The 22,806-nt window shown below is 44.3% G+C and carries 21 protein-coding genes; all 21 read left to right on the top strand.

The annotated features are described in order from the left end of the window. The first annotated feature begins 40 nt into the window (after positions 1–40). A complete protein-coding gene (locus tag LRR81_RS05685; protein WP_269448537.1) occupies positions 41–952 on the top strand; it encodes an ABC transporter permease in 912 nt (303 codons plus the stop codon). Positions 953–988: 36 nt separating this feature from the next. Further along, the gene (locus LRR81_RS05680; protein ID WP_231788304.1) at positions 989–1,252 is read left to right on the top strand and encodes a hypothetical protein; all 264 of its coding nucleotides are present in this window, start codon (positions 989–991) and stop codon (positions 1,250–1,252) included. A 214-nt stretch (positions 1,253–1,466) separates the two neighbouring features. Continuing rightward, complete coding sequence (locus LRR81_RS05675) at positions 1,467–2,684, top strand: MFS transporter (protein WP_231788303.1); 1,218 nt, start codon at positions 1,467–1,469, stop codon at positions 2,682–2,684. A 127-nt stretch (positions 2,685–2,811) separates the two neighbouring features. Continuing rightward, entirely contained in the window at positions 2,812–3,273 is a 462-nt protein-coding gene (locus tag LRR81_RS05670; RefSeq protein WP_231788302.1) for a MarR family winged helix-turn-helix transcriptional regulator, read from the top strand. Beyond that, entirely contained in the window at positions 3,270–6,371 is a 3,102-nt protein-coding gene (locus LRR81_RS05665) for an MMPL family transporter (protein WP_231788301.1), read from the top strand. The genes LRR81_RS05670 and LRR81_RS05665 overlap by 4 nt, the downstream gene beginning before the upstream one ends. A gap of 224 nt (positions 6,372–6,595) precedes the next feature. Further along, positions 6,596–7,876, top strand: a complete 1,281-nt coding sequence (gene yfmF / locus LRR81_RS05660; RefSeq protein ID WP_231788300.1) for an EF-P 5-aminopentanol modification-associated protein YfmF — start codon at positions 6,596–6,598, stop codon at positions 7,874–7,876. After that, a complete protein-coding gene (yfmH, locus tag LRR81_RS05655; RefSeq protein WP_231788299.1) occupies positions 7,873–9,159 on the top strand; it encodes an EF-P 5-aminopentanol modification-associated protein YfmH in 1,287 nt (428 codons plus the stop codon). Before yfmF ends, yfmH begins: the two co-directional genes overlap by 4 nt. Before the next feature lie 63 nt (positions 9,160–9,222). Next, on the top strand, positions 9,223–9,948 hold the full coding sequence (gene ymfI, locus LRR81_RS05650) for an elongation factor P 5-aminopentanone reductase (protein ID WP_231788298.1): 726 nt from the start codon (positions 9,223–9,225) through the stop codon (positions 9,946–9,948). 73 nt (positions 9,949–10,021) lie between these two features. Further along, positions 10,022–10,279 carry a DUF3243 domain-containing protein gene (locus LRR81_RS05645; protein ID WP_231788297.1) on the top strand — a complete coding sequence of 86 codons (258 nt, stop codon included), beginning with the start codon at positions 10,022–10,024 and terminating at the stop codon, positions 10,277–10,279. A 222-nt stretch (positions 10,280–10,501) separates the two neighbouring features. After that, the gene (locus tag LRR81_RS05640; protein WP_231788296.1) at positions 10,502–11,293 is read left to right on the top strand and encodes a YmfK family protein; all 792 of its coding nucleotides are present in this window, start codon (positions 10,502–10,504) and stop codon (positions 11,291–11,293) included. Between the two features lie 18 nt (positions 11,294–11,311). Continuing rightward, positions 11,312–12,169 (top strand): helix-turn-helix domain-containing protein, encoded by an 858-nt coding sequence (locus LRR81_RS05635; protein ID WP_231788295.1) that lies wholly within the window; start codon positions 11,312–11,314, stop codon positions 12,167–12,169. A gap of 76 nt (positions 12,170–12,245) precedes the next feature. Beyond that, the gene (pgsA, locus tag LRR81_RS05630) at positions 12,246–12,824 is read left to right on the top strand and encodes a CDP-diacylglycerol--glycerol-3-phosphate 3-phosphatidyltransferase (protein WP_231788294.1); all 579 of its coding nucleotides are present in this window, start codon (positions 12,246–12,248) and stop codon (positions 12,822–12,824) included. Positions 12,825–12,837: 13 nt separating this feature from the next. Next, positions 12,838–14,088, top strand: a complete 1,251-nt coding sequence (locus tag LRR81_RS05625; RefSeq protein WP_231788293.1) for a competence/damage-inducible protein A — start codon at positions 12,838–12,840, stop codon at positions 14,086–14,088. Positions 14,089–14,307: 219 nt separating this feature from the next. Beyond that, a complete protein-coding gene (recA, locus tag LRR81_RS05620; protein WP_231788292.1) occupies positions 14,308–15,354 on the top strand; it encodes a recombinase RecA in 1,047 nt (348 codons plus the stop codon). Positions 15,355–15,545: 191 nt separating this feature from the next. Continuing rightward, positions 15,546–15,818, top strand: coding sequence for a hypothetical protein (locus LRR81_RS05615; protein ID WP_231788291.1), 273 nt, complete (start codon positions 15,546–15,548; stop codon positions 15,816–15,818). A gap of 117 nt (positions 15,819–15,935) precedes the next feature. Continuing rightward, the gene (gene rny, locus LRR81_RS05610; protein ID WP_408631583.1) at positions 15,936–17,495 is read left to right on the top strand and encodes a ribonuclease Y; all 1,560 of its coding nucleotides are present in this window, start codon (positions 15,936–15,938) and stop codon (positions 17,493–17,495) included. Positions 17,496–17,606: 111 nt separating this feature from the next. Next, entirely contained in the window at positions 17,607–18,401 is a 795-nt protein-coding gene (locus LRR81_RS05605; RefSeq protein ID WP_231788289.1) for a TIGR00282 family metallophosphoesterase, read from the top strand. Between the two features lie 257 nt (positions 18,402–18,658). Beyond that, positions 18,659–18,919, top strand: coding sequence for a stage V sporulation protein SpoVS (spoVS, locus tag LRR81_RS05600; protein ID WP_003181955.1), 261 nt, complete (start codon positions 18,659–18,661; stop codon positions 18,917–18,919). Positions 18,920–19,011: 92 nt separating this feature from the next. Further along, positions 19,012–19,932 (top strand): dipeptidase, encoded by a 921-nt coding sequence (locus LRR81_RS05595; RefSeq protein ID WP_231788288.1) that lies wholly within the window; start codon positions 19,012–19,014, stop codon positions 19,930–19,932. A gap of 100 nt (positions 19,933–20,032) precedes the next feature. Continuing rightward, positions 20,033–21,760 (top strand): 2-oxoacid:acceptor oxidoreductase subunit alpha, encoded by a 1,728-nt coding sequence (locus tag LRR81_RS05590; RefSeq protein WP_231788287.1) that lies wholly within the window; start codon positions 20,033–20,035, stop codon positions 21,758–21,760. After that, a complete protein-coding gene (locus LRR81_RS05585) occupies positions 21,761–22,627 on the top strand; it encodes a 2-oxoacid:ferredoxin oxidoreductase subunit beta (RefSeq protein WP_231788286.1) in 867 nt (288 codons plus the stop codon). Positions 22,628–22,806: the final 179 nt, after the last annotated feature.

The raw sequence follows: 22,806 nt of genomic DNA, 5'->3' as shown, positions 1-22,806 counted from the left end.
ACTGCAGGCACTGGATATTATTTTCCCGACAGCTCTGTTTATGGCAGCGCCGCTTATCTTCGCAGCTCTCGGCGGTATGTTCAGTGAGAGGTCGGGAGTTGTAAATATTGGCCTTGAGGGGCTGATGGTCGTTGGCGCGTTTGTTGGCATTGTTTTTAATTTAACGTTTGCAGACTCGCTTGGATCTGCGACACCGTGGCTTTCGCTTGTCGCAGCCATGATAGCAGGCGCTTTGTTTTCTCTCCTGCATGCGGTTGCGACCATTACATTCCGTGCAGATCAAACGGTCAGCGGTGTGGCCATTAACTTTCTTGCCACCGGTTTGACAATGTTCCTGGTAAAAAACCTGTATGATAAAGGACAGACAGACCGAATCAGCGTCAGCTTTAATAAAATAGATATTCCGGTTTTGGATCAAATCCCGCTGATTGGCAAATGGTTTTTTGCCAATGGTTATATTACGTCCTACATTGCGTTAATTCTTTCGGGTATTGTTTGGTACGTCGTATACAAAACGCCATTCGGCCTCAGGCTCCGTTCAGTAGGGGAGCACCCGATGGCTGCTGATACAATGGGCATCAATGTGACAAAAATGCGGTATATAGGTGTAATGCTGTCCGGAGCTTTTGCCGGCATCGGCGGTGCCGTATACTCCACGATTATATCCCGAGATTTCAGCCATGCTACAATCAGCGGCCAGGGTTTCATGGCGCTCGCTGCTTTGATTTTCGGCAAGTGGAACCCGCTTGGAGCAATGGGGGCTGCTTTGTTCTTCGGTCTTGCTCAGGGATTAAGCATAATGGGCGGATCTATTCCATTTTTAAAAGGGATCCCAGACGTTTACCTGCTGATCTTGCCGTATGTCCTGACGATTTTTGCACTAACAGGCTTTATTGGCAGAGCAGACGCGCCTAAAGCACTTGGAACACCATATATTAAAGGGAAAAGATAAACATTGCCTGGGCTGCTTTTAAAGCAGCTCTTTTTTATGTCTGAAGGCCTGGATTTATTGATGGCTGGGGTGATGGAGGCAAAATTCAGTTTTAGCGGTCCAAAAATGGGTTTTGCATGTTTGGACAGTAAACAGGCCGTAACGGACAGTAAAAGCAGCAAATCCGCCAGTAAAGTGATCATTTTGGACAGTAGCGTGCCCAGTTTGGACAGTAAACTGTCTAAGTTGGACAGTAAATGGAAAAGCCGGCTGCTGGTTCGCTTTCTTGATCTTTGGGAGGGTGGCGAAATTCAGTTTTGATGGTGTGAAAATAAATTTGGCCAGTTAAAAAGCCGTAACGGACAACAGAAGCAGCAAATCCTCCAGTAAAGTGATCACTTGGGACAGCAGACTGCCCAATTTGAAGTGCAATGTCTTATTAAAAGTTCATCATCGCTTGTTAAAATTGGCAGGATAGAAAAAGCGAAGGGACAAACAATAACCATATTGACATGACGGGATAAAGGAGAAAATTATGGATCAGCCAAAAAAACTTGATTTGATTGCCTTGTCATCGGTGCCGCTTGTTATGACTCTCGGCAATTCCATGCTTATTCCGGTATTGACCCTTATTGAAAAAGAGCTTTCGATCAGCTCTTTTCAAGTTTCTTTAATCATAACCGTATATTCTATTGTGGCCATTCTCCTCATTCCAATAGCAGGCTATTTGTCCGACAGGCTCGGCCGGAAGATCGTCATTGTTCCTTGCTTAATTATTGCCGGAGCAGGCGGAGCTTTATCAGGGTGGGCGGCGTGGAAATTTCCCGATCCTTTTTTCTGGATTCTGATGGGACGGGTTTTGCAGGGAATCGGATCAGCAGGGGCTGCCCCTGTTGTTATTCCGCTGATAGGGGATATGTTCCAAGAGGATGAAGAAGTCAGTTCAGGCCTTGGCTTAATTGAAACAGCCAATACAGCAGGAAAAGTGCTGAGTCCGATTATAGGAGCTTTGCTCGCTTCTTTTATTTGGTTTCTGCCTTTTTGGTTTATTCCTTTCTTCAGCTTAATCAGTGTCCTTCTTGTTTTATTTTTGGTAAAGTCTCCGAAGAAAAAGAAAGAGGTTCAAAGCATAAAAGAATTTCTGCACAGTGTGAAAGGGGTTCTTGCCAAGCATGGCAGATGGCTTTATGCCATTTTTGCGACAGGCTGCCTTGTGATGTTTATTCTGTTCGGCATCCTGTTTTATTTGTCTGAGACACTTGAAGTGCAGTATAAGATTGATGGCGTCAAAAAAGGCTTCATGCTTGCCATCCCTCTTCTTGCACTGTCAGCCAGCTCTTTTTTCGCAGGAAAGAAAATTGGCAAAGATAAGCATCTGATGAAGGTGCTCCTTGTGTTCGGGATGGCGCTGCTTGCCCTTTCATTTACGGCGATCAGAGTTCAGCACAGCTTTTTGTTTCTGATCTCCTTTCTTGTTGCGAGCGGCATTGGAATTGGCCTCGCGCTCCCGTGCCTTGACGCACTGATCACAGAAGGCATTGAAAAGGAACAAAGAGGAACCATCACCTCTTTCTACAGCTCGATGCGCTTTATCGGAGTAGCAGCAGGGCCTCCGGTCTATGCGGCGGTAATGGATATGTCTGAACATGCCATCTACTACCTTTCCATTGGAGCGGCCCTTGTAACTCTTATCATTGTCCTTTTCCTCATTAAGCCGGGAAAAGAAAAAAATCCTACAGTAAAACCAACTTAGCATGCAGAGTTTCTGCATGCTTTTTTATTTGAAAAAAATGGTTGACAAAGTACCTGTCCATACGGGAATATAGTTTGTGTGTTGAATAGTTAAAGTATTGAACTACTTGTGTCAGGGGGCAAGCCATTTGGATCAGCAAAAGCTGAAACATTTTATCAGGCGCTATGAAGAAGTCTATTTATTTGCGATGAAAAGAGTAAATTCCATCATTTCAGAAAAAGTTCTGGAAGAGCTCACGATTGAGCAATACCAAGTGCTCCGCTACATAACCGGCAGGGAAAAGTGCAGATCAACAGAGCTTGCTGAAGTGTGCGGCGTTAATAAGAGCGCGATTACGGCCATGATTGACAGGCTTGTGCTGAAAGGATTTGTTGAAAGAACCCGTGATGAAGAGGACAGAAGAGGCGTCTTTTTAACAAGCTCGCCTAAAGGCAAAGAGGTTTTTGAAAAAGGGGAGCAGCAAATCCAGCAATTCGTTGCTTCCTATCTGACCGTTTTGACTGAGGAAGAAATCGATACCTTTTTATCCGTTTATGAAAAGATCTATAAAATGACGCAGGGGAAATATGAGGAGGAAGAAGCACCGTGAGATGGATTATAAAAGCCCGCTATCCTATTTTTGTGATTTGGATCTTAGCCGTTGCTGCACTGATGATTACAGCACCGAATATGGGCGAATTAGTAAAAGATAAAGGCCAGGTTTCCGTTCCTTCAGGTTATTCATCTTCTCTTGCCAATGATTTGCTGAACAAAATGTCCAAAGAAGACGGTCCGGCTGTTGCTCTCGTATTCAATGACAGCAAAGGCCTTACAGCAGCAGAAAAAACAGAGGCCAAAAAGGCGGTTGAAACGTTAGATAAAGAAAAAAGCAGTCTTGGAATAAAAACTGTAAACTCACACTTTCTTCAAAAGGACTTGGAGGATCAGTTCGTTTCAAAGGACGGTAAAACAATTCTCGCAGCCCTGACGATGAAAGAGTCAAATGAATCTGCCGAAAAGCAGAAAACAAAAATCAATGAGGCAATCAAACAATACCATGTGACACATTACATGACAGGCTCAGGATTGATTGATGCTGATGTTGTTCAAAGCTCGCAGGACGGCTTAAAGAAAACAGAATACATTACGCTCATCTTTATTCTGGTCGTCCTGGTTCTCGTCTTCAGATCTATAATTGCTCCAATCGTGCCGCTAATCACAGTTGGAATCGCCTATCTGTCAAGTCAGGCAGTTGTAGCATTTCTTGTAGACAAATTTAATTTTCCTCTATCCACCTTTACACAAATCTTTATGGTCGCCGTTCTTTTCGGGATTGGGACTGATTACTGCATCCTTCTGCTGAGCCGGTTTAAAGAAGAGCTTGCGAACGGCCTGGAGAAAACGGAAGCCATCATCCGCACCTTCCAAACGGCAGGGAGAACGGTTCTGTTCAGCGGCTTGGCCGTATTTGCAGGTTTTGCCTCCATCGGATTTGCCACCTTTAAGCTTTACCAGTCTGCTGTTGCGGTTGCTGTAGGGATCGCCTTTTTGCTGTTTGCCCTTTTTACGGTTGTTCCGTTTTTTATGGCAGTGCTCGGCAATCTGCTTTTTTGGCCTGTTAAAGGAAATCTGCAGCACTCGGAAAGCAGATTTTTCAAATGGGCTGGAACCTTTTCCTTTAAGCGCCCGCTCGTTGCTCTATTGATTGCGGCTGTGTTTATTGTTCCGCCGCTTTTAAAATATGACGGATCTCTTTCGTTTAACTCGCTTGATGAAATTGGCGACAAATATGAATCAGTAAAGGCATTCAACTTAATTTCAGACAGCTTTGGACCAGGAGAATCCCTTCCGGCTAAAGTGGTCATACAGGATGATCAGCCTTTGAATACAGCTGACAGGCTTGCTGTAATAGAAAAAGTAACGTCTGAGCTGAACAAAATTGAAGGTGTTGATAAAGTCCGGAGTGCAACAAGACCGCTTGGCGACCAGCCGAAAGAGCTTCTTGTCTCCTCTCAGGCAGACTCGCTGAAAAAAGGCCTCGGTGAAGGCAAAGAAGGCATTGAAACAATTGGAGACGGCCTTTCCAAAGCTTCAGGCGAACTTTCTTCACAGGCGCCAAAGCTGAAGGAAGTCAATACAGGAATTGACAAGCTGATTACTGGAACAAATGGATTGAAAACTGGGGTAGAACAGCTTCAGGGTGCATTGAAAAAAATCAATAATGGCGTTGAAAGCGGTGCTGCCGGTGCTTCTGAAATTCAAAAGCAGGTGGCAGAAGCGGAAAAAGGCGCAAAGCTGCTTGCTGAAAATGGCAATAAGCTGTTAAAAGGCTATCAGGAAGCACAAAAAGGCCTGGCATCGCTTGCCGGAGGCTATGGCCAGGTGAATGCAGGGCTCGGGGAACTGAACGATAATTTCTCCAAATTGCAGGCGCAGGCTGAAGCAGCATCTGCACAGGATCCTGGTATGAAAGCTATGTCAGACAGCATGAAGCAGCTGCTTGGCGGCTATCAGCAAACAGAAAAAAGCATGAAAGATTTGAACGCTGCCTTTAACAAGGTTGTCCCGCAGCTGGATAAAGCCAATAATGGATTAGCAAAGCTTGCAGGCGGGCAGGCGGAATTCCAAAAAGGTCTTGTTAAGCTTTCAGGCGGCCTTGGAAAGCTTGCTGACGGACTGGATCAGGCAGCGGGAGGGCAGAAGCAGGTTATTGACAAAATGCCTGAGCTTGCGAGTGGAGCAGGTACGATCGCTTCCTCGCAGGAACAGCTGAAAAAAGGGCTTTCCCCTTTTGCTGATCAGCTCAGCTCTCTTACTGACGGGCTTGATAAAAGCGCTGAAGGCCTTGATAAAATTTCAGGCGGAATCGGCAGCGCCACTTCTTACTTAGGGGAGCTTGCCAATGACAAAAATGCTGAAACAAGCGGATGGCATCTTCCGAAAGAGGCTCTGTCCAATAAGGACTTTAAAGAAGTATTCAACACATATATGTCACCTGATCACAAGGTAACAACAATGGATATTGTTCTGAAAGTTAATCCTTACAGCAATGAAGCTTTGGATAAAATGAATGACGTGGAAGCATCTGTGCACAGAGCTGTTAAAGGAACAAGCCTGGAAAATGCCGTATTTGGAGTTTCAGGTGTAACGAGCACATATGCAGATTTGAAATCTATTTCTGATGGTGATTACAGCAGAACCGTTTTCTATATGCTGCTTGCCATATTTATTATCCTGGCAGTGCTGTTAAGATCTTTTGTCATGCCGGTTTATATTGTGGCTTCGCTGTTTATCACATACTATGCGTCAGCAGCGATACTTGAATTTATCTTTGTGGACATTCTCCATTATGCAGGCGTGAACTGGGCTGTTCCATTCTTCGGATTCGTTATACTCATGGCGCTCGGCGTCGATTATTCCATCTTCCTGATGGACCGGTTTAATGAGTACAGGGATATGGATGTCAGATCAGCAATGATTTTGGCCATGAAGAATATGGGAACCGTAATCCTGTCGGCTGTTATCATCCTGGCGGGAACATTTGCCGCCATGCTGCCTTCAGGCGTGCTCTCGCTTCTGCAAATTGCCACTCTGATTCTTACAGGGCTTGTGATCTATTGCTTCCTCATGCTGCCATTCTTTATCCCTGTTATGGCAAGGACATTTGATAAAGCAAACTGGTGGCCATTTATGAAAAAAGCGGAGTAAAAGAGAAATCCGGTTCATGCGGCAAATGCGGCATGAACCGGATTTTTTTATCGTATCTTAAAAGGCGATGTTCTTCATGCTTCATATCCCTTTTCAGGCGGGAGGAGTTATTTCCTAAATGTACCGCCAATTGATATAATTACTAGCATGAATGCAATCTTTCATGCCAAAATAGGGCAAAACTAATAGCATAAGATTTATGACCTTAGAAGAGGAGGGTTTTCATGAAGCTGAACGAAAAGAAAACAGAGGCAGGCGGCCTGACTGTCCATACTGTAAAAACAGATAAATACAAAACAAACACACTCATATTTAAAATGCTGGCACCGCTGAAAAAAGAAAGTGTGACTTTTAGAGGAATACTGCCTTATGTGCTGCAGAGAGGGACAGAAAGCTTCCCAGGAACGAGCGAACTCCGCAGGCATCTGGATGAATTGTACGGAGCAACCCTTTCAGCTGACTTGTCTAAAAAAGGCGAAAATCACATTATTACATTCAGAATGGAAGTCGCCAACGAAAAATTTCTTACAGATGGTGCGCCTTTGCTTGAAAAGGCAGTGCAAGCCCTGTCAGAGCTGCTGCTAAAACCTCTAACAGACGGAAAAGCATTTAAGGAAGAATACGTCAATCAGGAAAAGCGGACTTTGAAGCAGCGGATTCAAGGTGTATATGATGACAAAATGCGCTATTCCAACCTCCGTCTCGTGCAGGAAATGTGTGAAGGTGAACCATATGCTCTTCATGTGAACGGCGAATTGGATGACATTGCCTCCATCAATGCAGAAAACCTCTATGCTTATTACCAAAAAGCTTTAAAAGAGGATAAAAAGGATTTATATATTATTGGGGATGTATCAGAGGAAGATGCAGCTGGTTATATTGAAAAGTACTTCTCTTTCTCTGCTGCAGGCGAAAAAGAGCCTGTAATGGAATCAGCAGGCAAAAAAATAGAGGAACCGAAGGAAATCATTGAAGAGCAGGAAGTAAAGCAAGGAAAGCTGAATATCGGCTACAGGACGAACTGCATTTATAAAGAAAAAGGATACTATGCCCTGCAGGTATTTAACGGGATTTTCGGCGGTTTTTCTCATTCCAAGCTTTTTATTAATGTGAGGGAAAAGGCGAGCCTTGCCTATTATGCCGCATCCCGGATTGAAAGCCACAAAGGGCTCTTGATGGTCATGTCAGGTGTGGAAGTAAAAAACTACGAACAAGCCGTCACCATTATTAAAGAGCAAATGGAAGCCATGAAAAAAGGAGATTTTTCCGAGCACGAAATAGCCCAGACAAAAGCAGTAATAAAAAATCAGCTGCTGGAAACCATAGATACTTCATATGGTACAGCGGAGATTCTTTATCAAAATTCTGTCGGGGACACGGACCGCTCATTTGAAGAACTGCTGAATGGCATCGAAAAAGTAACAAAAGAAGAAATCGTGGAAGCAGCGGGGAAAATAGAGCTTGATACCGTCTATTTTCTGAAAGGAACGGGGGGACAGGAATGACAAAGCCAATTACATTTGATCAGCTGCAGGAAGAACTGTATTTTGAAGAAATGCCTGGGGGCTTGAAAGTATATGTGCTTCCGAAAAAAGGTTTTAATAAAACCTTCGCCACTTTTACAACCAATTACGGCTCTATAGATAACGAATTTGCCCCGCTTGGCTCTGATGAAATAAAACGGGTTCCGGATGGCATTGCTCACTTTCTGGAACATAAATTATTCGAAAAAGAGGATGGCGACGTTTTTCAGCAGTTCAGCCAGCAGGGAGCTTCAGCAAATGCCTTTACCTCTTTTACAAGAACGGCCTACTTATTTTCAAGCACTTCAGATGTGGAAAAAAATCTGGAAACTCTTGTTGACTTTGTTCAGGATCCGTACTTTACAGAAAAAACGGTTGAAAAGGAAAAAGGGATTATCGGACAGGAAATCAACATGTATGACGATAACCCTGATTGGAGGCTGTACTTTGGCCTGATTCAGAATATGTATCATCATCATCCTGTCGGGATAGATATTGCAGGCACCGTTGAATCTATTTCCAAAATCAATAAAGATCTGCTGTATGAGTGCTACCGCACGTTTTACCATCCGTCCAATATGGCTCTTTTTATTGTAGGACCTGTAGAACCGGAAAAAATCCTCACACAGATCAGAGAAAATCAAGCGAAAAAAGAATTTGAAAACCAAAATGACATTCAGCGCAAAGTGCCTGAAGAGCCAAATGAAGTGTATAAACAGAAAGAAACACTGAAAATGAACGTGCAATCGTCCAAATGCCTTGTCGGCATCAAGGCAAAAAGCACAGGCAAATCAGGGAAAGATCTTTTATACAATGAACTTGCCGTCAATCTTCTTCTGGACATTATGTTTGGCAAAAGCTCAGAAAATTACAGAAAACTGTATGAATCAGGTTTGATTGATGACTCTTTCAGCTATGATTATACAGAGGAAGCAAGCTTTGGATTTGCCATGATCGGCGGAGATACGGAAGATCCCGACAAACTGGCAGAAGAGATTGCAAACATTCTTCATGCAGCAAAAGAAAGCGGCATTAAAGAAGAAGAGCTGGAAACAGCCAAAAAGAAAAGAATCGGGGCTTTCCTTAGAGCGGTTAATTCTCCGGAATATATTGCGAATCAATTCACCCGCTATGCGTTTAACCAAATGAACCTTTTTGATGTTGTACCTGCATTGGAAGATTTGACAAGAGATAAAGTAAACGGCGTACTGAAGGAAATCGTAGATGACAAGCTGATTTCTGTTTGCCAGGTGGTGCCGAAATAAATGGAAATGCCAGGCAGGTGCAAAGCCAGTCTGGCATTTCACTTTTTAGAGGAGAACAGGCATATGAAAAAAACAGCATTAATAACAGGCGCAAGCGGGGGAATCGGAAGTGCGGCAGCTTTGAAGCTGGCGGAAGATGGATATGACCTTTACCTGCATGGAAATACTGGAAAAGAAAAATTAAAAGAACTGAAAGAAGCATGCAGCATGGCAGGCAATGATGTTCTGACGATTGAAGCCGATCTGTCTGGAAAGGAAGGAAACGAGAAGCTGCTGGCCTCCATTAACCGCCCGATTGATCTTCTGCTTTTGAACAGCGGAATGAGCTATTATGGCCTGATGACGGATATTGAGGAAGAGGATATGGAAAAAATGATTTATCTCGGCGTCACAAGCCCCTACAAACTTGCCCGGCAGCTTGTGCCTGGAATGATTCAAAGAAAATCAGGATGCATTCTTGTGATCACCTCAATATGGGGAATAACCGGCGCTTCTTGCGAAGTGCTTTATTCCATGGTTAAAGGCGGGCAGAATACATTTGTTAAGGCGCTGGCAAAGGAGCTTGCTCCAAGCGGGATCAGAGTGAACGGCATTGCCCCGGGAGCGGTAAAAACAAATATGCTGAATGATTTTACAGAAGAAGAACTGGAAGCTCTGGAGAACGAAATTCCTGCGGGAAGGCTTGCTGAACCCGAAGAGATAGCAGAAAGCGTTAGGTTCCTTGCTTCAAACAAAGCTTCTTATATCAATGGCCAGATTCTTTCTGTCAACGGCGGCTGGCATTGCTGAAAAAAGAATGCATAAAGCAGCCCTCCTGCTGGAACAATAATGTTGTAATGAAGTTAAAAGGAGGGCTTTTATCATGTCAGTATTGAACAATTGGGATCAATGGAAAAACTTTCTTGGTGACCGTTTAAATTCAGCTGAAGAAAAAGGAATGGACACTGGTGCTGTTTCAAACCTTGCTTATGAAATCGGCGGCTACCTGGCTGATAAAGTAGAAGCAAAAAACGAGCAGGAACGCGTTTTAGCTGACCTTTGGAGCGTTGCTTCTCCAGAAGAACAGCATGCCATCGCCAATATGATGGTAAAGCTTGTTAAAAATAACGGCAGCCATTAAAAAAAGGGAGAGGAATCCTCTCTCTTTTTTTCTTTATTCAGAAAAAAGTTTTCCGGCAGACTGTTCTGCTCTCCTTAAAAGCAGAAATAGGCTGCTGCACCGGCTCTCATGCACTGCCATCATAATACTTTCAGCGAATGGGGAATATTTCTTTTAACTTCTATAAAAATGCTTTATTATAGTTTTATAGGTACACTTGCTTCAACGAAGGAGGAATCCTCTTTGGCAAAGGAAGAATGGTACTTGGAGTATGAAATCCAGAAAAACCGGCCAGGGCTGCTAGGTGATATTTCTTCCCTATTGGGAATGCTTTCAATAAATATAGTCACAATCAATGGAGTAGAAGATTCCAGAAGAGGATTGCTGTTAAAATGCGATCATAATGACCAGATCAAACGACTTGAATCAATTTTACATACAATGGACACCATTGCTGTTACAAAATTAAGAAAGCCGAAGCTTAGGGACAGGCTTGCCATCAGGCATGGACGTTACATACAGCGTGATGCAGACGATAAAAAGACCTTTCGTTTTGTTCGCGATGAGCTTGGTTTATTGGTCGATTTTATGGCAGAACTTTATAAAAAGGAAGGCCATAAGCTGATTGGAATAAGGGGAATGCCGAGAGTCGGCAAAACTGAGTCAATCGTCGCCGCAAGCGTCAATGCCAATAAAAGATGGCTTTTTGTGTCCTCTACGCTTCTGAAGCAGACGCTGAGAAGCCAGCTTATTGCTGACGAATACAGTGTAGATAATCTGTTCATTATCGATGGAATCGTTTCTACCCGCAGAGGGACAGAGAAACATCTTCAGCTTGTCCGCGAAATCATGAGGCTTTCTGCCACAAAAGTGGTAGAACACCCGGATATGTTTGTTCAGAACACGGAGTACACACTTGAGGACTTTGACTATATCATTGAGCTTCGCAATAATCCGGATGAGGAGATCACCTATGAAGATGCCGAGGAGACGCAAGTATTCAATCAATCGGATTTTTCTGGATTCGATTTTTAGCATTGGAAGGTGTTTGGTTTGAGTGAACTAGGTAACCGGCTTAAAAGCGCCAGAGAAGAAAAAAACTTAAGTCTCAATGATTTGCAGGAAACAACTAAAATTCAAAAAAGGTACCTGGTCGGAATTGAAGAAGGCAATTATAAAGTAATGCCCGGAAAGTTTTATGTAAGGGCATTTATCAAACAGTATGCAGAAGCAGTGGGCCTTGATCCGGAAATGATTTTCGAAGAATATAAAAATGAAGTGCCTGACACTCATCAGGATGCGCTTCCGGAGCAGCTATCAAGAGTCCAGTCCCGAAAAGAGCTTCCTGAAACGGCATCAAAGGCACTTGATATTCTGCCAAAGATCGTCATCATTTTGATCATTATTGCCGTAGCGGTGATTATTTGGGTCTGGAGGCAGAACAGTACTGAAACAGAGACGGACAAGGCAAGCGCACCTGCGCAGAATATCAGCTCTGATATTAAAGTCAATTCTTCTGCAAAAAAGGATGACGCAAAACCTTCCGTAAAACCTGCAGCTGAAAAGCCCGCGGCTAAAGAACCGGCCAAACCTGAACCAAAACAAAGCATTAAAGTAACCAAAAAGCTAAAAACATCTGCCACCTATGAAATTTCCGGCACGGACAAGCTCGCGATTGAAATGAAAGCTAGCGGAAGTTCGTGGGTCAGCATTAAAGACCAAAACGGAAAAACGGTTTTCCAGGGAACATTAAAAAAGGGAAAAACCATCAGCCAGGATCTATCCGGAAACAAATCCGCTGTACTCCGTGTCGGCAGTACACCTGTAACACAAATTAAGCTGAATGGCCAGCCGCTTAAGTATGGGATTAAAGCAAATACCCAAACGCTCAAGCTTGCTGTAAAACCTTAAACAAAAGCAAAAGTCATCTGTGCAGATGACTTTTCTTTTACGCAGAAATCAAATTTGCTTATGATGGAGGAATAACATGAACCTGCCTAATAAAATTACGGTCTTTAGAATCCTGCTAATCCCTGTATTTATGATCATCATGCTCGCAGGCTTTGATTGGGGAACAATTGAAGCTGCCGGGACAAAGCTTCCAGTATCACACCTGGCAGGGGCATTATTGTTTATCTTCGCATCTGCCACTGACTGGGTTGATGGGTACTTTGCGAGAAAGTATAATCTTGTCACAGATCTTGGGAAATTTCTTGATCCGCTTGCCGATAAACTTCTTGTCTCAGCAGCCCTGATCATTCTGACAGAACTGGGCCTTGCCCCATCCTGGATGGTCGTTGTGATTATCAGCCGCGAGTTCGCCGTAACCGGTCTTCGGCTTATATTAGCCGGCGGCGGAGAGGTTATAGCTGCGAACATGCTGGGTAAAATTAAAACATGGACTCAGATTATCGCAGTGAGCGCCCTCTTGCTGCATAACCTGCCATTTGAATATCTGTCTATTCCATTTGCATCTATTTTCTTATGGATCGCCGTTGTATTTACTGTTATTTCCGGATGGGACTATTTTGCAAAGAATAAAGATGCATTTATGCACTCTAAATAAGGAGCAATGGATCATGGAAACAAAAACAGAAATAATCGCAGTCGGATCAGAGCTTCTTCTTGGACAGATTGCGAACACGAACGCCCAATTTCTTTCAGCAAAGCTTGCTGAACTCGGAGTTAACGTTTATTACCATACCGTTGTTGGGGATAATCAGGAAAGGCTTCTGCAGGCCATCCAAACGGCTGAAAAAAGAGCGAACATCATTATTTTCACCGGAGGCCTTGGACCGACTAAGGATGATCTTACAAAAGAAACACTTGCAAAGGCACTCGGCACAGAGCTTGTCACAGACGATGATGCCATGCAATATATAGAAGATTATTATGAGCGGACGAAAAGAACGATGTCAGAAAACAACAAAAAGCAGGCACTTGTTCTGCAAGGTTCAAAGGTATTGAAAAACGAGTATGGGATGGCTCCAGGAATGGCTTTAAAGAAAAACGAAACAATTTATATGATGTTCCCTGGGCCGCCATCCGAATTGCAGCCTATGTTCACAAACCATGGAAGAAAATATCTTCTTGAAGCACTTGGCGAGCAGGACAAAATCATTTCCAGAGTGCTGAGGTTTTTCGGCATCGGGGAATCGCAGCTTGAAACAGAGATTGATGATTTAATTGATAACCAGTCCAATCCTACAATTGCTCCTCTGGCAGGTGACGGAGAAGTAACGCTTAGACTGACAGCAAAGCATTCAGAGGAAACGACTGCGATACAGCTGCTGAATGAAACAGAAAGCAAGATCAGAGAACGTGCCGGGGAATATCTGTACGGCTATGACCAGTCCACCATCATGCAGGAGCTTGTCAATGTCCTGATAAAAGAAGAAAGAACCATCGCTTCAGCAGAGAGTTTAACAGGCGGGCTGTTCGCAGAGCAAATGACTGCTGTAAAAGGCACCAGTGCAGTCCTGAAAGGCGGCATTGTCTGCTATGCGTCAGAGGTGAAAGAAAAGCAGCTGAAAGTGAAAAAAGAAACGCTTGAAAAAGATGGAGCTGTAAGCGATCAATGTGCAAAAGAGCTCGCTGAAAATGTTAGAGAAATAATGGACAGCGAAATTGGCATCGGTTTTACCGGTGAAGCAGGTCCGGAACCGATGGAAGACAAACCGGTCGGCACGGTTTATATAGGGATTGCCTTAAAAGGAAAAGAAACGAAAACATTCCTGTTAAACCTCGCAGGAAGCAGGGACAGCATCAGAAAAAGATCTGTTAAATACGGCTGCTACTACCTTATGAAGCTGCTGAATGAAAAAAGCTGAGTCATCAGCTTTTTTCATTTTCAGCTTGTATACTGCAAAGCAGATAATTAAATTTTCAGGAAAATACAAACATTAAAAGTATATTTTCCTGTTAGCAATCTATCATTTTCCGCAGCTGAAAAAGCAAAAAATAATCGAATAAATGTTCGGCTTTTTGCTTGGCAAACAGCATAAAACAAGGTATAGTATGGATAGAAGGTAAACAAAGGAGGAACTTAAATGAACGATCGTCAAGCAGCCTTGGATATGGCTCTGAAACAAATAGAAAAGCAGTTTGGTAAAGGTTCCATTATGAAGCTCGGGGAACAGACTGACAGAAAAATTTCTACAATCCCAAGCGGATCACTTGCCCTTGATGCTGCACTCGGCATAGGCGGCTATCCGCGCGGAAGAGTAATTGAAATATATGGACCTGAAAGCTCAGGTAAAACAACAGTTGCCCTTCATGCTATTGCTGAAGTGCAGGCAGGCGGCGGACAAGCAGCCTTTATTGATGCGGAGCATGCTCTTGATCCGGTGTACGCTCAAAAGCTCGGCGTCAATATTGATGAATTGCTTCTGTCACAGCCTGACACAGGCGAACAGGCTCTTGAAATTGCAGAAGCACTTGTGCGAAGCGGAGCAGTTGATATCGTTGTTATTGACTCTGTTGCTGCACTTGTTCCAAAAGCGGAAATTGAAGGAGAAATGGGAGATACGCACGTCGGTCTTCAGGCAAGGCTGATGTCCCAGGCGCTGAGAAAGCTTTCAGGTGCAATCAACAAATCCAAAACGATTGCTATCTTCATTAACCAGATCCGTGAAAAGGTCGGTGTTATGTTCGGGAACCCTGAAACAACTCCAGGCGGCCGTGCGCTGAAATTTTACTCATCTGTACGCCTTGAAGTGCGCCGTGCTGAACAGCTCAAACAGGGTAATGATGTAGTCGGAAATAAAACAAAAATCAAGGTTGTTAAAAACAAAGTGGCTCCTCCTTTCCGTACAGCTGAAGTTGACATTATGTACGGTGAGGGAATTTCCAAGGAAGGGGAAACCATTGACCTTGGAACAGACCTTGATATCGTCCAAAAAAGCGGTTCCTGGTATTCTTATAAAGAAGAACGCCTAGGCCAGGGACGCGAAAACTCCAAGCAGTTCCTGAAAGAAAACCCAGAGCTTCGCCGTGAGATTCAGCTGCTGATCAGAGAACATTATGGGCTTGATAATGATGTGAATGCACCTGCTGAGGAAGAAGAGGCAGATCAGTTCGAACTGCTGGACGAATAAATGATCTAAGGAGGCTGCCGTATGGGGGCCTCCTTTTCCGTATTTTAGCGTATTGCTATGTTAAAGAAGAAGCTGGTATTTAACGGACCTGTTGGGTGGAGCGGCAGGCGGTAGACCCCTGCTGAAGGAGCGGGACAGGTGAGATCATACTGGGAGGCACACTGCCGGCCCCTGCGGAAAGCGGGCTCTGCGTGCTGAAATCAACAGCCGAATTTAAAAGTGCTCAGCGTAAAAATCGCGCTGTATTCCGCTTTTTCGCGATATTAGAACAGTATTGTTTTGCTCTGGGAGCAGAGGCTCTTCCCGATCAGGGCAAAAGCCTTTGGAAACCCTTAACTGGCGGGCTTGACAATCAATTTTCACAAGATTACAATGAGATTGTATATCCTGCTTTCTTTTTAGTATTTTTTAACAGTCTTTACAAAATGATTTTGGCTAAAGCAACTTTATTTGCTTTCAGCTAATAACTAAAATCATTCAATGAAAACTTGTGCAGTATATTGAGACTTACATGAAACAATGTACATGCCGACATGTTCATCTAGCAAGAAAAAAAGTTCATAGCAAGAGGAGGTGAAATGATGAATGCCACTCTAATCATCTCCATTTTGCTTGGCCTAATCGTCGGTGTAGTTGTTGGCTATTTTGTTCGTAAATCGATTGCCGAAGCGAAAATTGCCGGTGCGCGTAATGCCGCAGAGCAAATTCTTGAAGATGCGAAGCGTGAAGCAGAAGCAGCAAAGAAAGAAGCTTTATTGGAAGCAAAGGATGAAATTCATAAGCTTCGGACTGAGACTGAACAAGATCTTCGTGAACGCCGAAACGAGCTTCAAAAACAAGAAAACCGTTTATTGCAAAGAGAAGAGAATCTGGACCGAAAAGATGAGACCCTTGAAAAACGGGAGCTTATGCTTGAAAAACGGGAAGATTCCCTTGTTGAAAGACAACAACATATTGAAGAGATGGAAAGCAAAGTGGACGAGATGGTTCGCAAGCAGCAAACCGAGATCGAACGCATTTCCGGCTTGACGAGGGAAGAAGCTAAACAGCAGATCCTCGACAAGATAGAGAACGAGCTTTCTCATGACATTGCCATTCAGGTGAAGGAAAGCGAGAACAGGGCAAAGGAAGAAGCAGACAAGAGGGCAAAAGAGATTCTGTCTCTTGCCATCCAGCGCTGTGCTGCTGACCATGTAGCGGAAACAACTGTATCTGTAGTAAATCTTCCGAATGATGAAATGAAGGGGCGCATCATTGGCCGCGAAGGAAGAAATATCAGAACACTGGAAACGCTCACTGGAATTGACCTTATTATCGACGACACACCGGAAGCAGTCATCTTGTCAGGATTTGATCCAATTCGCCGCGAAACCGCGAGAATTGCCCTCGATAAGCTTGTACAGGATGGAAGGATTCACCCTGCACGCATTGAGGAAATGGTAGAAAAATCCCGCCGTGAAGTTGATGAATTTATCCGCGAAGTTGGTGAACAAACCACTTTTGAAGTGGGTGTGCATGGACTTCATCCGGATTTAATCAAAATTCTTGGCCGTCTGAAATTCCGGACAAGCTACGGACAAAACGTTCTGAAGCATTCCATGGAGGTTGCCTTCCTATCAGGGCTTATGGCAGCTGAACTTGGCGAGGATGTTACGCTTGCCAAGCGTGCCGGTCTTCTTCATGACATTGGGAAAGCCATTGACCATGAAGTAGAAGGAAGCCACGTGGAAATCGGCGTTGAGCTTGCGACGAAGTACAAAGAACATCCTGTTGTCATTAACAGCATTGCTTCTCATCATGGCGATCAGGAACCGACATCAATCATTGCTGTTCTGGTTGCTGCAGCTGATGCTTTATCAGCAGCACGCCCTGGTGCAAGAAGTGAAACACTTGAAAATTATATCCGCCGTCTGGAAAAACTTGAGGAAATTTCCGAGTCCTACGAAGGAGTCGAAAAGTCTTTCGCTATCCAGGCAGGTCGCGAAGTGCGCATAATGGTAAAACCGGATAGCATTGATGATCTGGAAGCCCATCGCCTCGCGAGGGATATTCGCAAGAGAATTGAAGAAGAATTGGATTATCCTGGCCACATTAAAGTAACGGTGATCCGGGAAACAAGAGCAGTAGAGTACGCAAAATAATGCTATACTCTAGTAAAGCGGCGTGATTTCACGCTGCTTTATTTTTTTCTGAAATTGTGCAAGACTATTAGCAGAAACAAAACTGACTATGACTGATGGAAGGGCTGCTTCATGAAAATACTTTTTATAGGAGATGTTGTTGGTCATGCGGGCAGGGATATGATTAAACATTACCTCCCTAAGCTGAAATCAAAACATCGTCCAAACGCAATTATTGTGAACGGGGAAAATGCTGCGCACGGCAAAGGACTGACAGAAAAGCTTTATCGCGAATTGCTGGAAGCGGGCGCAAATGTTATAACGATGGGAAACCATACGTGGGACAAGAAAGAGATCTTTGAGTTTATCGATAAAAGCCCGCAGCTGATCAGACCGGCTAACTACCCGCCCGGAACACCAGGCAAAGGCATTTATTATTTTAAGGCTGGAGGGAAAGAAATCGCGGTCATCAATTTGCAGGGCCGGACATTCCTTCCTCCGATTGACTGCCCTTTTCGAAAAGCAGATGAACTGGTAGAAGAGGCGCGCAAACGCACGCCGTATATATTTGTTGATTTTCACGGAGAAGCAACGAGTGAGAAGCAGGCGATCGGCTGGTATCTCGATGGCCGTGTGTCTGCTGTTGTCGGCACTCACACACATGTTCAGACTGCAGATGAGAGGATTCTCCCGAAAGGAACAGCTTACTTAACTGATGCAGGTATGACAGGACCTTATGACGGGATTCTCGGGGTGGAAAGAGATGCGGTCATAAAAAGATTCCTGACTTCATTGCCTGTTCGGTTTGACACAGCAGAGGGCCGGACACAGCTGAGCGGAGTTCTTGTGGAATTGGACAGCAAAACAGGTTTTGGCAAAAGCATTAAACGCATTCAGATTAATGATGACCACCTCTTTTTTGATTAGCAGTCAATCGTTTTGAAAAACTTGGGGCAATCTCCCTCAAGCTCTTTTCAGAGACGCTGGCATCTATTTGAATTTTTTGAAAAAAACAAGATTCAGGCAGGAATACCCCTCTTCACTAGTGAATATAGTATCAATGGAATGATTAGCCGAATTCGTTTTAAAAAGCACATGGGGATGAGCTTTTTGGACAATATCCAATAATCAGTGTTCCAAGGGATTTCAGACGATTCATGGTAAAGAATAAGGGGGAACCACGAATGGAAATATTAAAAGTTTCAGCTAAGTCTAATCCAAATTCCGTTGCCGGTGCGCTCGCAGGAGTATTGCGTGAGCGCGGTGCTGCTGAAATTCAAGCAATTGGAGCGGGCGCGCTTAACCAGGCAGTAAAAGCAGTAGCGATTGCAAGAGGATTTGTAGCACCCAGTGGAGTGGATCTGATCTGCATTCCTGCTTTTACAGATATTCAAATTGACGGTGAAGAACGTACTGCGATTAAGCTGATCGTAGAGCCTCGATAACTTATATGAAGCAGCCTGTCCGCCTATACGGCGAACAGGTTGTTTTTAATTGTAACTCCTGCTGTTCTTACTAAGTATAGGAGGGAAAGCTGTTGCAGATTTTTGATGCGCATTGTGACTTGCTTTATAAATTATGGCTGGATCCCTCTATTGATGTATACAGTGGAGCAGGTGTGCAGTCTTCTCTTCAGCAGCTGTTTGATCATTCTGCCAAAATTCAATGCTTTGCAGTATTTATCCCTGATTATTTGCCTCAAGAGGAAAAATTGCCTGCTGTGCTGAAGCAAATTTCTCTATTTCATTCCTGCATTCTGCAGCGTTTTCCATCAATCAAACACATTACATCAAAAAAAGAAGCCGAAAATCTGGCAGAGGGAGAAATCGGTGCTTTATTAACCCTTGAAGGATGCGGGCCGCTCGGAAATTCGGTCAATCTCGCAGAAACTCTTTACCGGCTTGGTGTCAGAAGCTTTAATCTGACATGGAACTATGCTAATTATTTCGCGGACGGAGCTCTTGAAACAAGGAACGGAGGATTGTCAGAGCTGGGATGCCGTCTTGTGGACTCATTTAATGAAATGAAAGTATGGACAGACTTATCCCATTTGTCTGAACAGAGTTTTTGGGATGTGCTTGAGCGGGCTGAATATCCTGTTGCCTCACATTCCAATGCTTATAAGCTCTGTCCTCATCCAAGAAATTTGAATGACAGCCAGCTGAAAGCGTTAATGGAAAAAGACGGGGCAATTGGTGTCACATTTGTTCCGCAATTTACAGCAGGCGGGAAGCCTGTGCTGCATGATCTGCTGCATCATGTAGACTACATTTGTTCTCTTGGGGGCAGCATGCATCTTGGTTTCGGATCAGATTTTGACGGAATTGAAGAAACGATTACAGGGCTTGAGAGCTATAAGGGGTATGACAGCCTCATTCAAGAACTTTTAAAGCGGTATCCGGAGAGTCTTGTCGAAAGATTCTTGTACAGCAATTTTGCGGATCGATTGCCTGAATAAATATCAGAAAAATCAAAATATTGGGTTGTTTCTTTTGAAAGCATTACCTAAAATAAAAGATATGGAAAAGCGAGTGCATGAATGAGGGGGATCGGCAGAGATGGAGCAGCTTTCGTGGAAAGTGGGCGGCCAGCAGGGGGAAGGGATCGAGTCGACAGGTGAGGTATTCGCGGCTGCCCTCAACCGGCTAGGGTACTATTTGTATGGATACAGGCATTTTTCTTCAAGAATCAAGGGCGGGCACACGAACAATAAAATCCGAGTCAGTACGAAAGAAGTCAGGTCTGTATCAGATGACCTTGATATTCTGGTTGCTTTTGACCAGGAAACAATTGATGTGAATGCAGATGAATTAGTTCACGGAGGCATTGTTCTGGCAGACGCAAAATTTAAACCTGTTCTTCCTGAAAATCATCAGGCAATTCTATTCGTTATCCCTTTCACAGACATTGCTTCAGGCCTTGGAACGCCGCTTATGAAAAACATGGCTGCCATCGGGGCATCAAGCACATTGCTTAATATTGATTCTGAAGCCTTCAGGGAAGTGGTTGCAGACACATATGGCAGAAAAGGAATGCAGATTGTGGAAAAAAACATGGAAGCAATCAGGCAGGGAGCAGAATATGTAAAGACGCAGCTTGGCTATATGGAAGACCGCTACCATCTTGACAAGGCGGATGGAAAAAGAAGAATGTTCATGATCGGCAATGATGCCATTGCGATGGGAGCCCTTGCAGGAGGAGCCCGCTTTATGGCGGCCTATCCCATTACTCCCGCATCAGAAATTATGGAATACATGATCAAAAAACTGCCGAAATTCGGCGGCACAGTCATTCAGACAGAAGATGAAATTGCTGCATGTACAATGGCCATTGGTGCGAATTATGCAGGCGCAAGATCTTTTACAGCTTCAGCGGGGCCCGGGCTCTCCCTGATGATGGAAGCGATCGGTCTTGCCGGCATTACTGAAACTCCGCTTGTGATTATCGACACGCAAAGAGGAGGCCCGAGTACCGGTTTGCCGACAAAACAGGAGCAATCTGATCTGATGGCAATGATCTACGGCACTCATGGAGAAATCCCTAAGATTGTGCTCGCTCCAAGCACTGTCCAGGAAGCTTTTTATGACACCATTGAGGCATTTAATCTGGCTGAGGAATTTCAATGTCCTGTTATCCTTTTGTCAGATTTGCAGCTTTCGCTTGGGAAACAGTCTGTTGAACCTTTGGATTACAATAAAATTGAAATACGAAGAGGCCAGCTTGCAGGCGAGGAAGAACTGGCAGAAAAGGGCGCGTTCAGAAGATATGAGGTCACACCAGAAGGCGTTTCTAAAAGGTCTTTCCCTGGCACGGAAAACGGCATTCATCATGTGACAGGCGTTGAACATGATGAAACAGGCAAACCGTCTGAAGGGGCTTTCAACCGGATCGCGCAAATGGATAAAAGGATGCGCAAGCTGTCGGGCATGAGCATCAAACGGCCGATTCACTCTGCCAGTGAACCAAAAGAAAGCGATGTTCTTTTGATCGGCTTTAACTCGACAAGGGGAGCGATTGAAGAGGCATGCAGCAGGCTGGAAAAAGAAGGCATCGAGACCGGTCATGTGCATGTAAGGCTGCTTCACCCTTTTCCAGCTGATGCGCTAATGCCGTATCTCGCTCAGGCTAAGAAGGTTCTTGTTGTTGAAAATAATGCTACAGGGCAGCTCGCAAACATTATTAAGATGAATGCCGGCCATGCAGATAAAATCCATAGTCTCTTAAAATATGAAGGAAATCCGTTTTTGCCGAAAGAAGTTTATGATAAATGCAAGGAGCTGGTATAATTGGCTACAGTAAAAGACTTTCGTAATCAGATCAAGCCAAACTGGTGCCCTGGCTGCGGTGATTTTTCTGTACAGGCTGCCATTCAGCGGGCTGCGGCAAATCTTGGCCTTGAGCCTCACCAGCTTGCGGTCATTTCAGGAATCGGCTGCTCAGGACGAATATCTGGCTATATCAATTCCTACGGCTTTCACGGAATTCATGGCCGTTCGCTTCCCATCGCACAAGGTGTAAAAATGGCAAACAAGGATCTGGCTGTTATTGCATCAGGAGGAGACGGAGATGGATTTGCGATCGGAATGGGGCATACCATTCACGCTATCAGAAGAAATATCGACATTACGTATATCGTAATGGATAACCAGGTATACGGTCTCACAAAAGGCCAGACATCGCCGAGGAGCGACACGGGCTTTGTCACAAAGAGCACCCCTAACGGTTCAGTGGAAAGCGCCCTCTCTATTCTTGAAATGGCGCTGTCAGCAGGGGCAACTTTTGTTGCACAGAGCTTTTCAACAGACTTGAAGGAGCTGACGTCACTGATTGAAGCAGGCATGACGCATAAGGGATTTTCTTTTATTAATGTCTACAGTCCCTGTGTAACCTACAATAAAGTCAACACGTACGAATGGTTCAAGCAGAACCTCACGAAGCTGTCTGAGCTGGATGAATACGATTCGTCTGACAGGATGCAGGCGATGCAGGCTGTTATGCAATATAAAGGATTGCTGACAGGGTTAATTTATCAAAATAAGGAAAGACCGTCCTACCAGGAGATGCTGTCAGGCTACGGAGCTGAACCTCTTGCAGAGGCAGAGCTCACTATGTCGGAAGAAGTGTTTCAGTCACTCACAGCAGAATTCATGTAATGTGAAACAGCCGGATTTTACCCGGCTGTTTTTTATATTCTTGCAAAAAAGGCGGGGTGCGCCGAAATTTTTTCCTGCAGCGGCTGTCTTAGAATGCCCCCGAGAGGAAAGCGCTTTAAAAAAATCGGCTGTAATTTTCCACAGGCAATCAACTGTCCGCCTGAGGAGGAAAGCGATCT

The organism is Metabacillus kandeliae (genome assembly GCF_021166585.1).
Taxonomy (GTDB): Bacteria; Bacillota; Bacilli; order Bacillales; family Bacillaceae; genus Metabacillus_B; species Metabacillus_B kandeliae.
The sequence above is the reverse complement of the archived record's forward strand: the minus strand, read 5'-3'. Positions and strand labels throughout refer to the sequence as shown.

What these genes read in the sequence shown, in the direction of transcription:
- LRR81_RS05685 (WP_269448537.1), top strand. Translation starts at nt 41, where the DNA reads ATGGCAGCGCCGCTTATCTTCGCAGCTCTCGGCGGTATGTTCAGTGAG.
- LRR81_RS05680 (WP_231788304.1), top strand. Translation starts at nt 989, where the DNA reads ATGTCTGAAGGCCTGGATTTATTGATGGCTGGGGTGATGGAGGCAAAA.
- LRR81_RS05675 (WP_231788303.1), top strand. Translation starts at nt 1,467, where the DNA reads ATGGATCAGCCAAAAAAACTTGATTTGATTGCCTTGTCATCGGTGCCG.
- yfmF (WP_231788300.1), top strand. Translation starts at nt 6,596, where the DNA reads ATGAAGCTGAACGAAAAGAAAACAGAGGCAGGCGGCCTGACTGTCCAT.
- yfmH (WP_231788299.1), top strand. Translation starts at nt 7,873, where the DNA reads ATGACAAAGCCAATTACATTTGATCAGCTGCAGGAAGAACTGTATTTT.
- ymfI (WP_231788298.1), top strand. Translation starts at nt 9,223, where the DNA reads ATGAAAAAAACAGCATTAATAACAGGCGCAAGCGGGGGAATCGGAAGT.
- LRR81_RS05645 (WP_231788297.1), top strand. Translation starts at nt 10,022, where the DNA reads ATGTCAGTATTGAACAATTGGGATCAATGGAAAAACTTTCTTGGTGAC.
- pgsA (WP_231788294.1), top strand. Translation starts at nt 12,246, where the DNA reads ATGAACCTGCCTAATAAAATTACGGTCTTTAGAATCCTGCTAATCCCT.
- LRR81_RS05625 (WP_231788293.1), top strand. Translation starts at nt 12,838, where the DNA reads ATGGAAACAAAAACAGAAATAATCGCAGTCGGATCAGAGCTTCTTCTT.
- recA (WP_231788292.1), top strand. Translation starts at nt 14,308, where the DNA reads ATGAACGATCGTCAAGCAGCCTTGGATATGGCTCTGAAACAAATAGAA.
- rny (WP_408631583.1), top strand. Translation starts at nt 15,936, where the DNA reads ATGAATGCCACTCTAATCATCTCCATTTTGCTTGGCCTAATCGTCGGT.
- LRR81_RS05605 (WP_231788289.1), top strand. Translation starts at nt 17,607, where the DNA reads ATGAAAATACTTTTTATAGGAGATGTTGTTGGTCATGCGGGCAGGGAT.
- spoVS (WP_003181955.1), top strand. Translation starts at nt 18,659, where the DNA reads ATGGAAATATTAAAAGTTTCAGCTAAGTCTAATCCAAATTCCGTTGCC.
- LRR81_RS05590 (WP_231788287.1), top strand. Translation starts at nt 20,033, where the DNA reads ATGGAGCAGCTTTCGTGGAAAGTGGGCGGCCAGCAGGGGGAAGGGATC.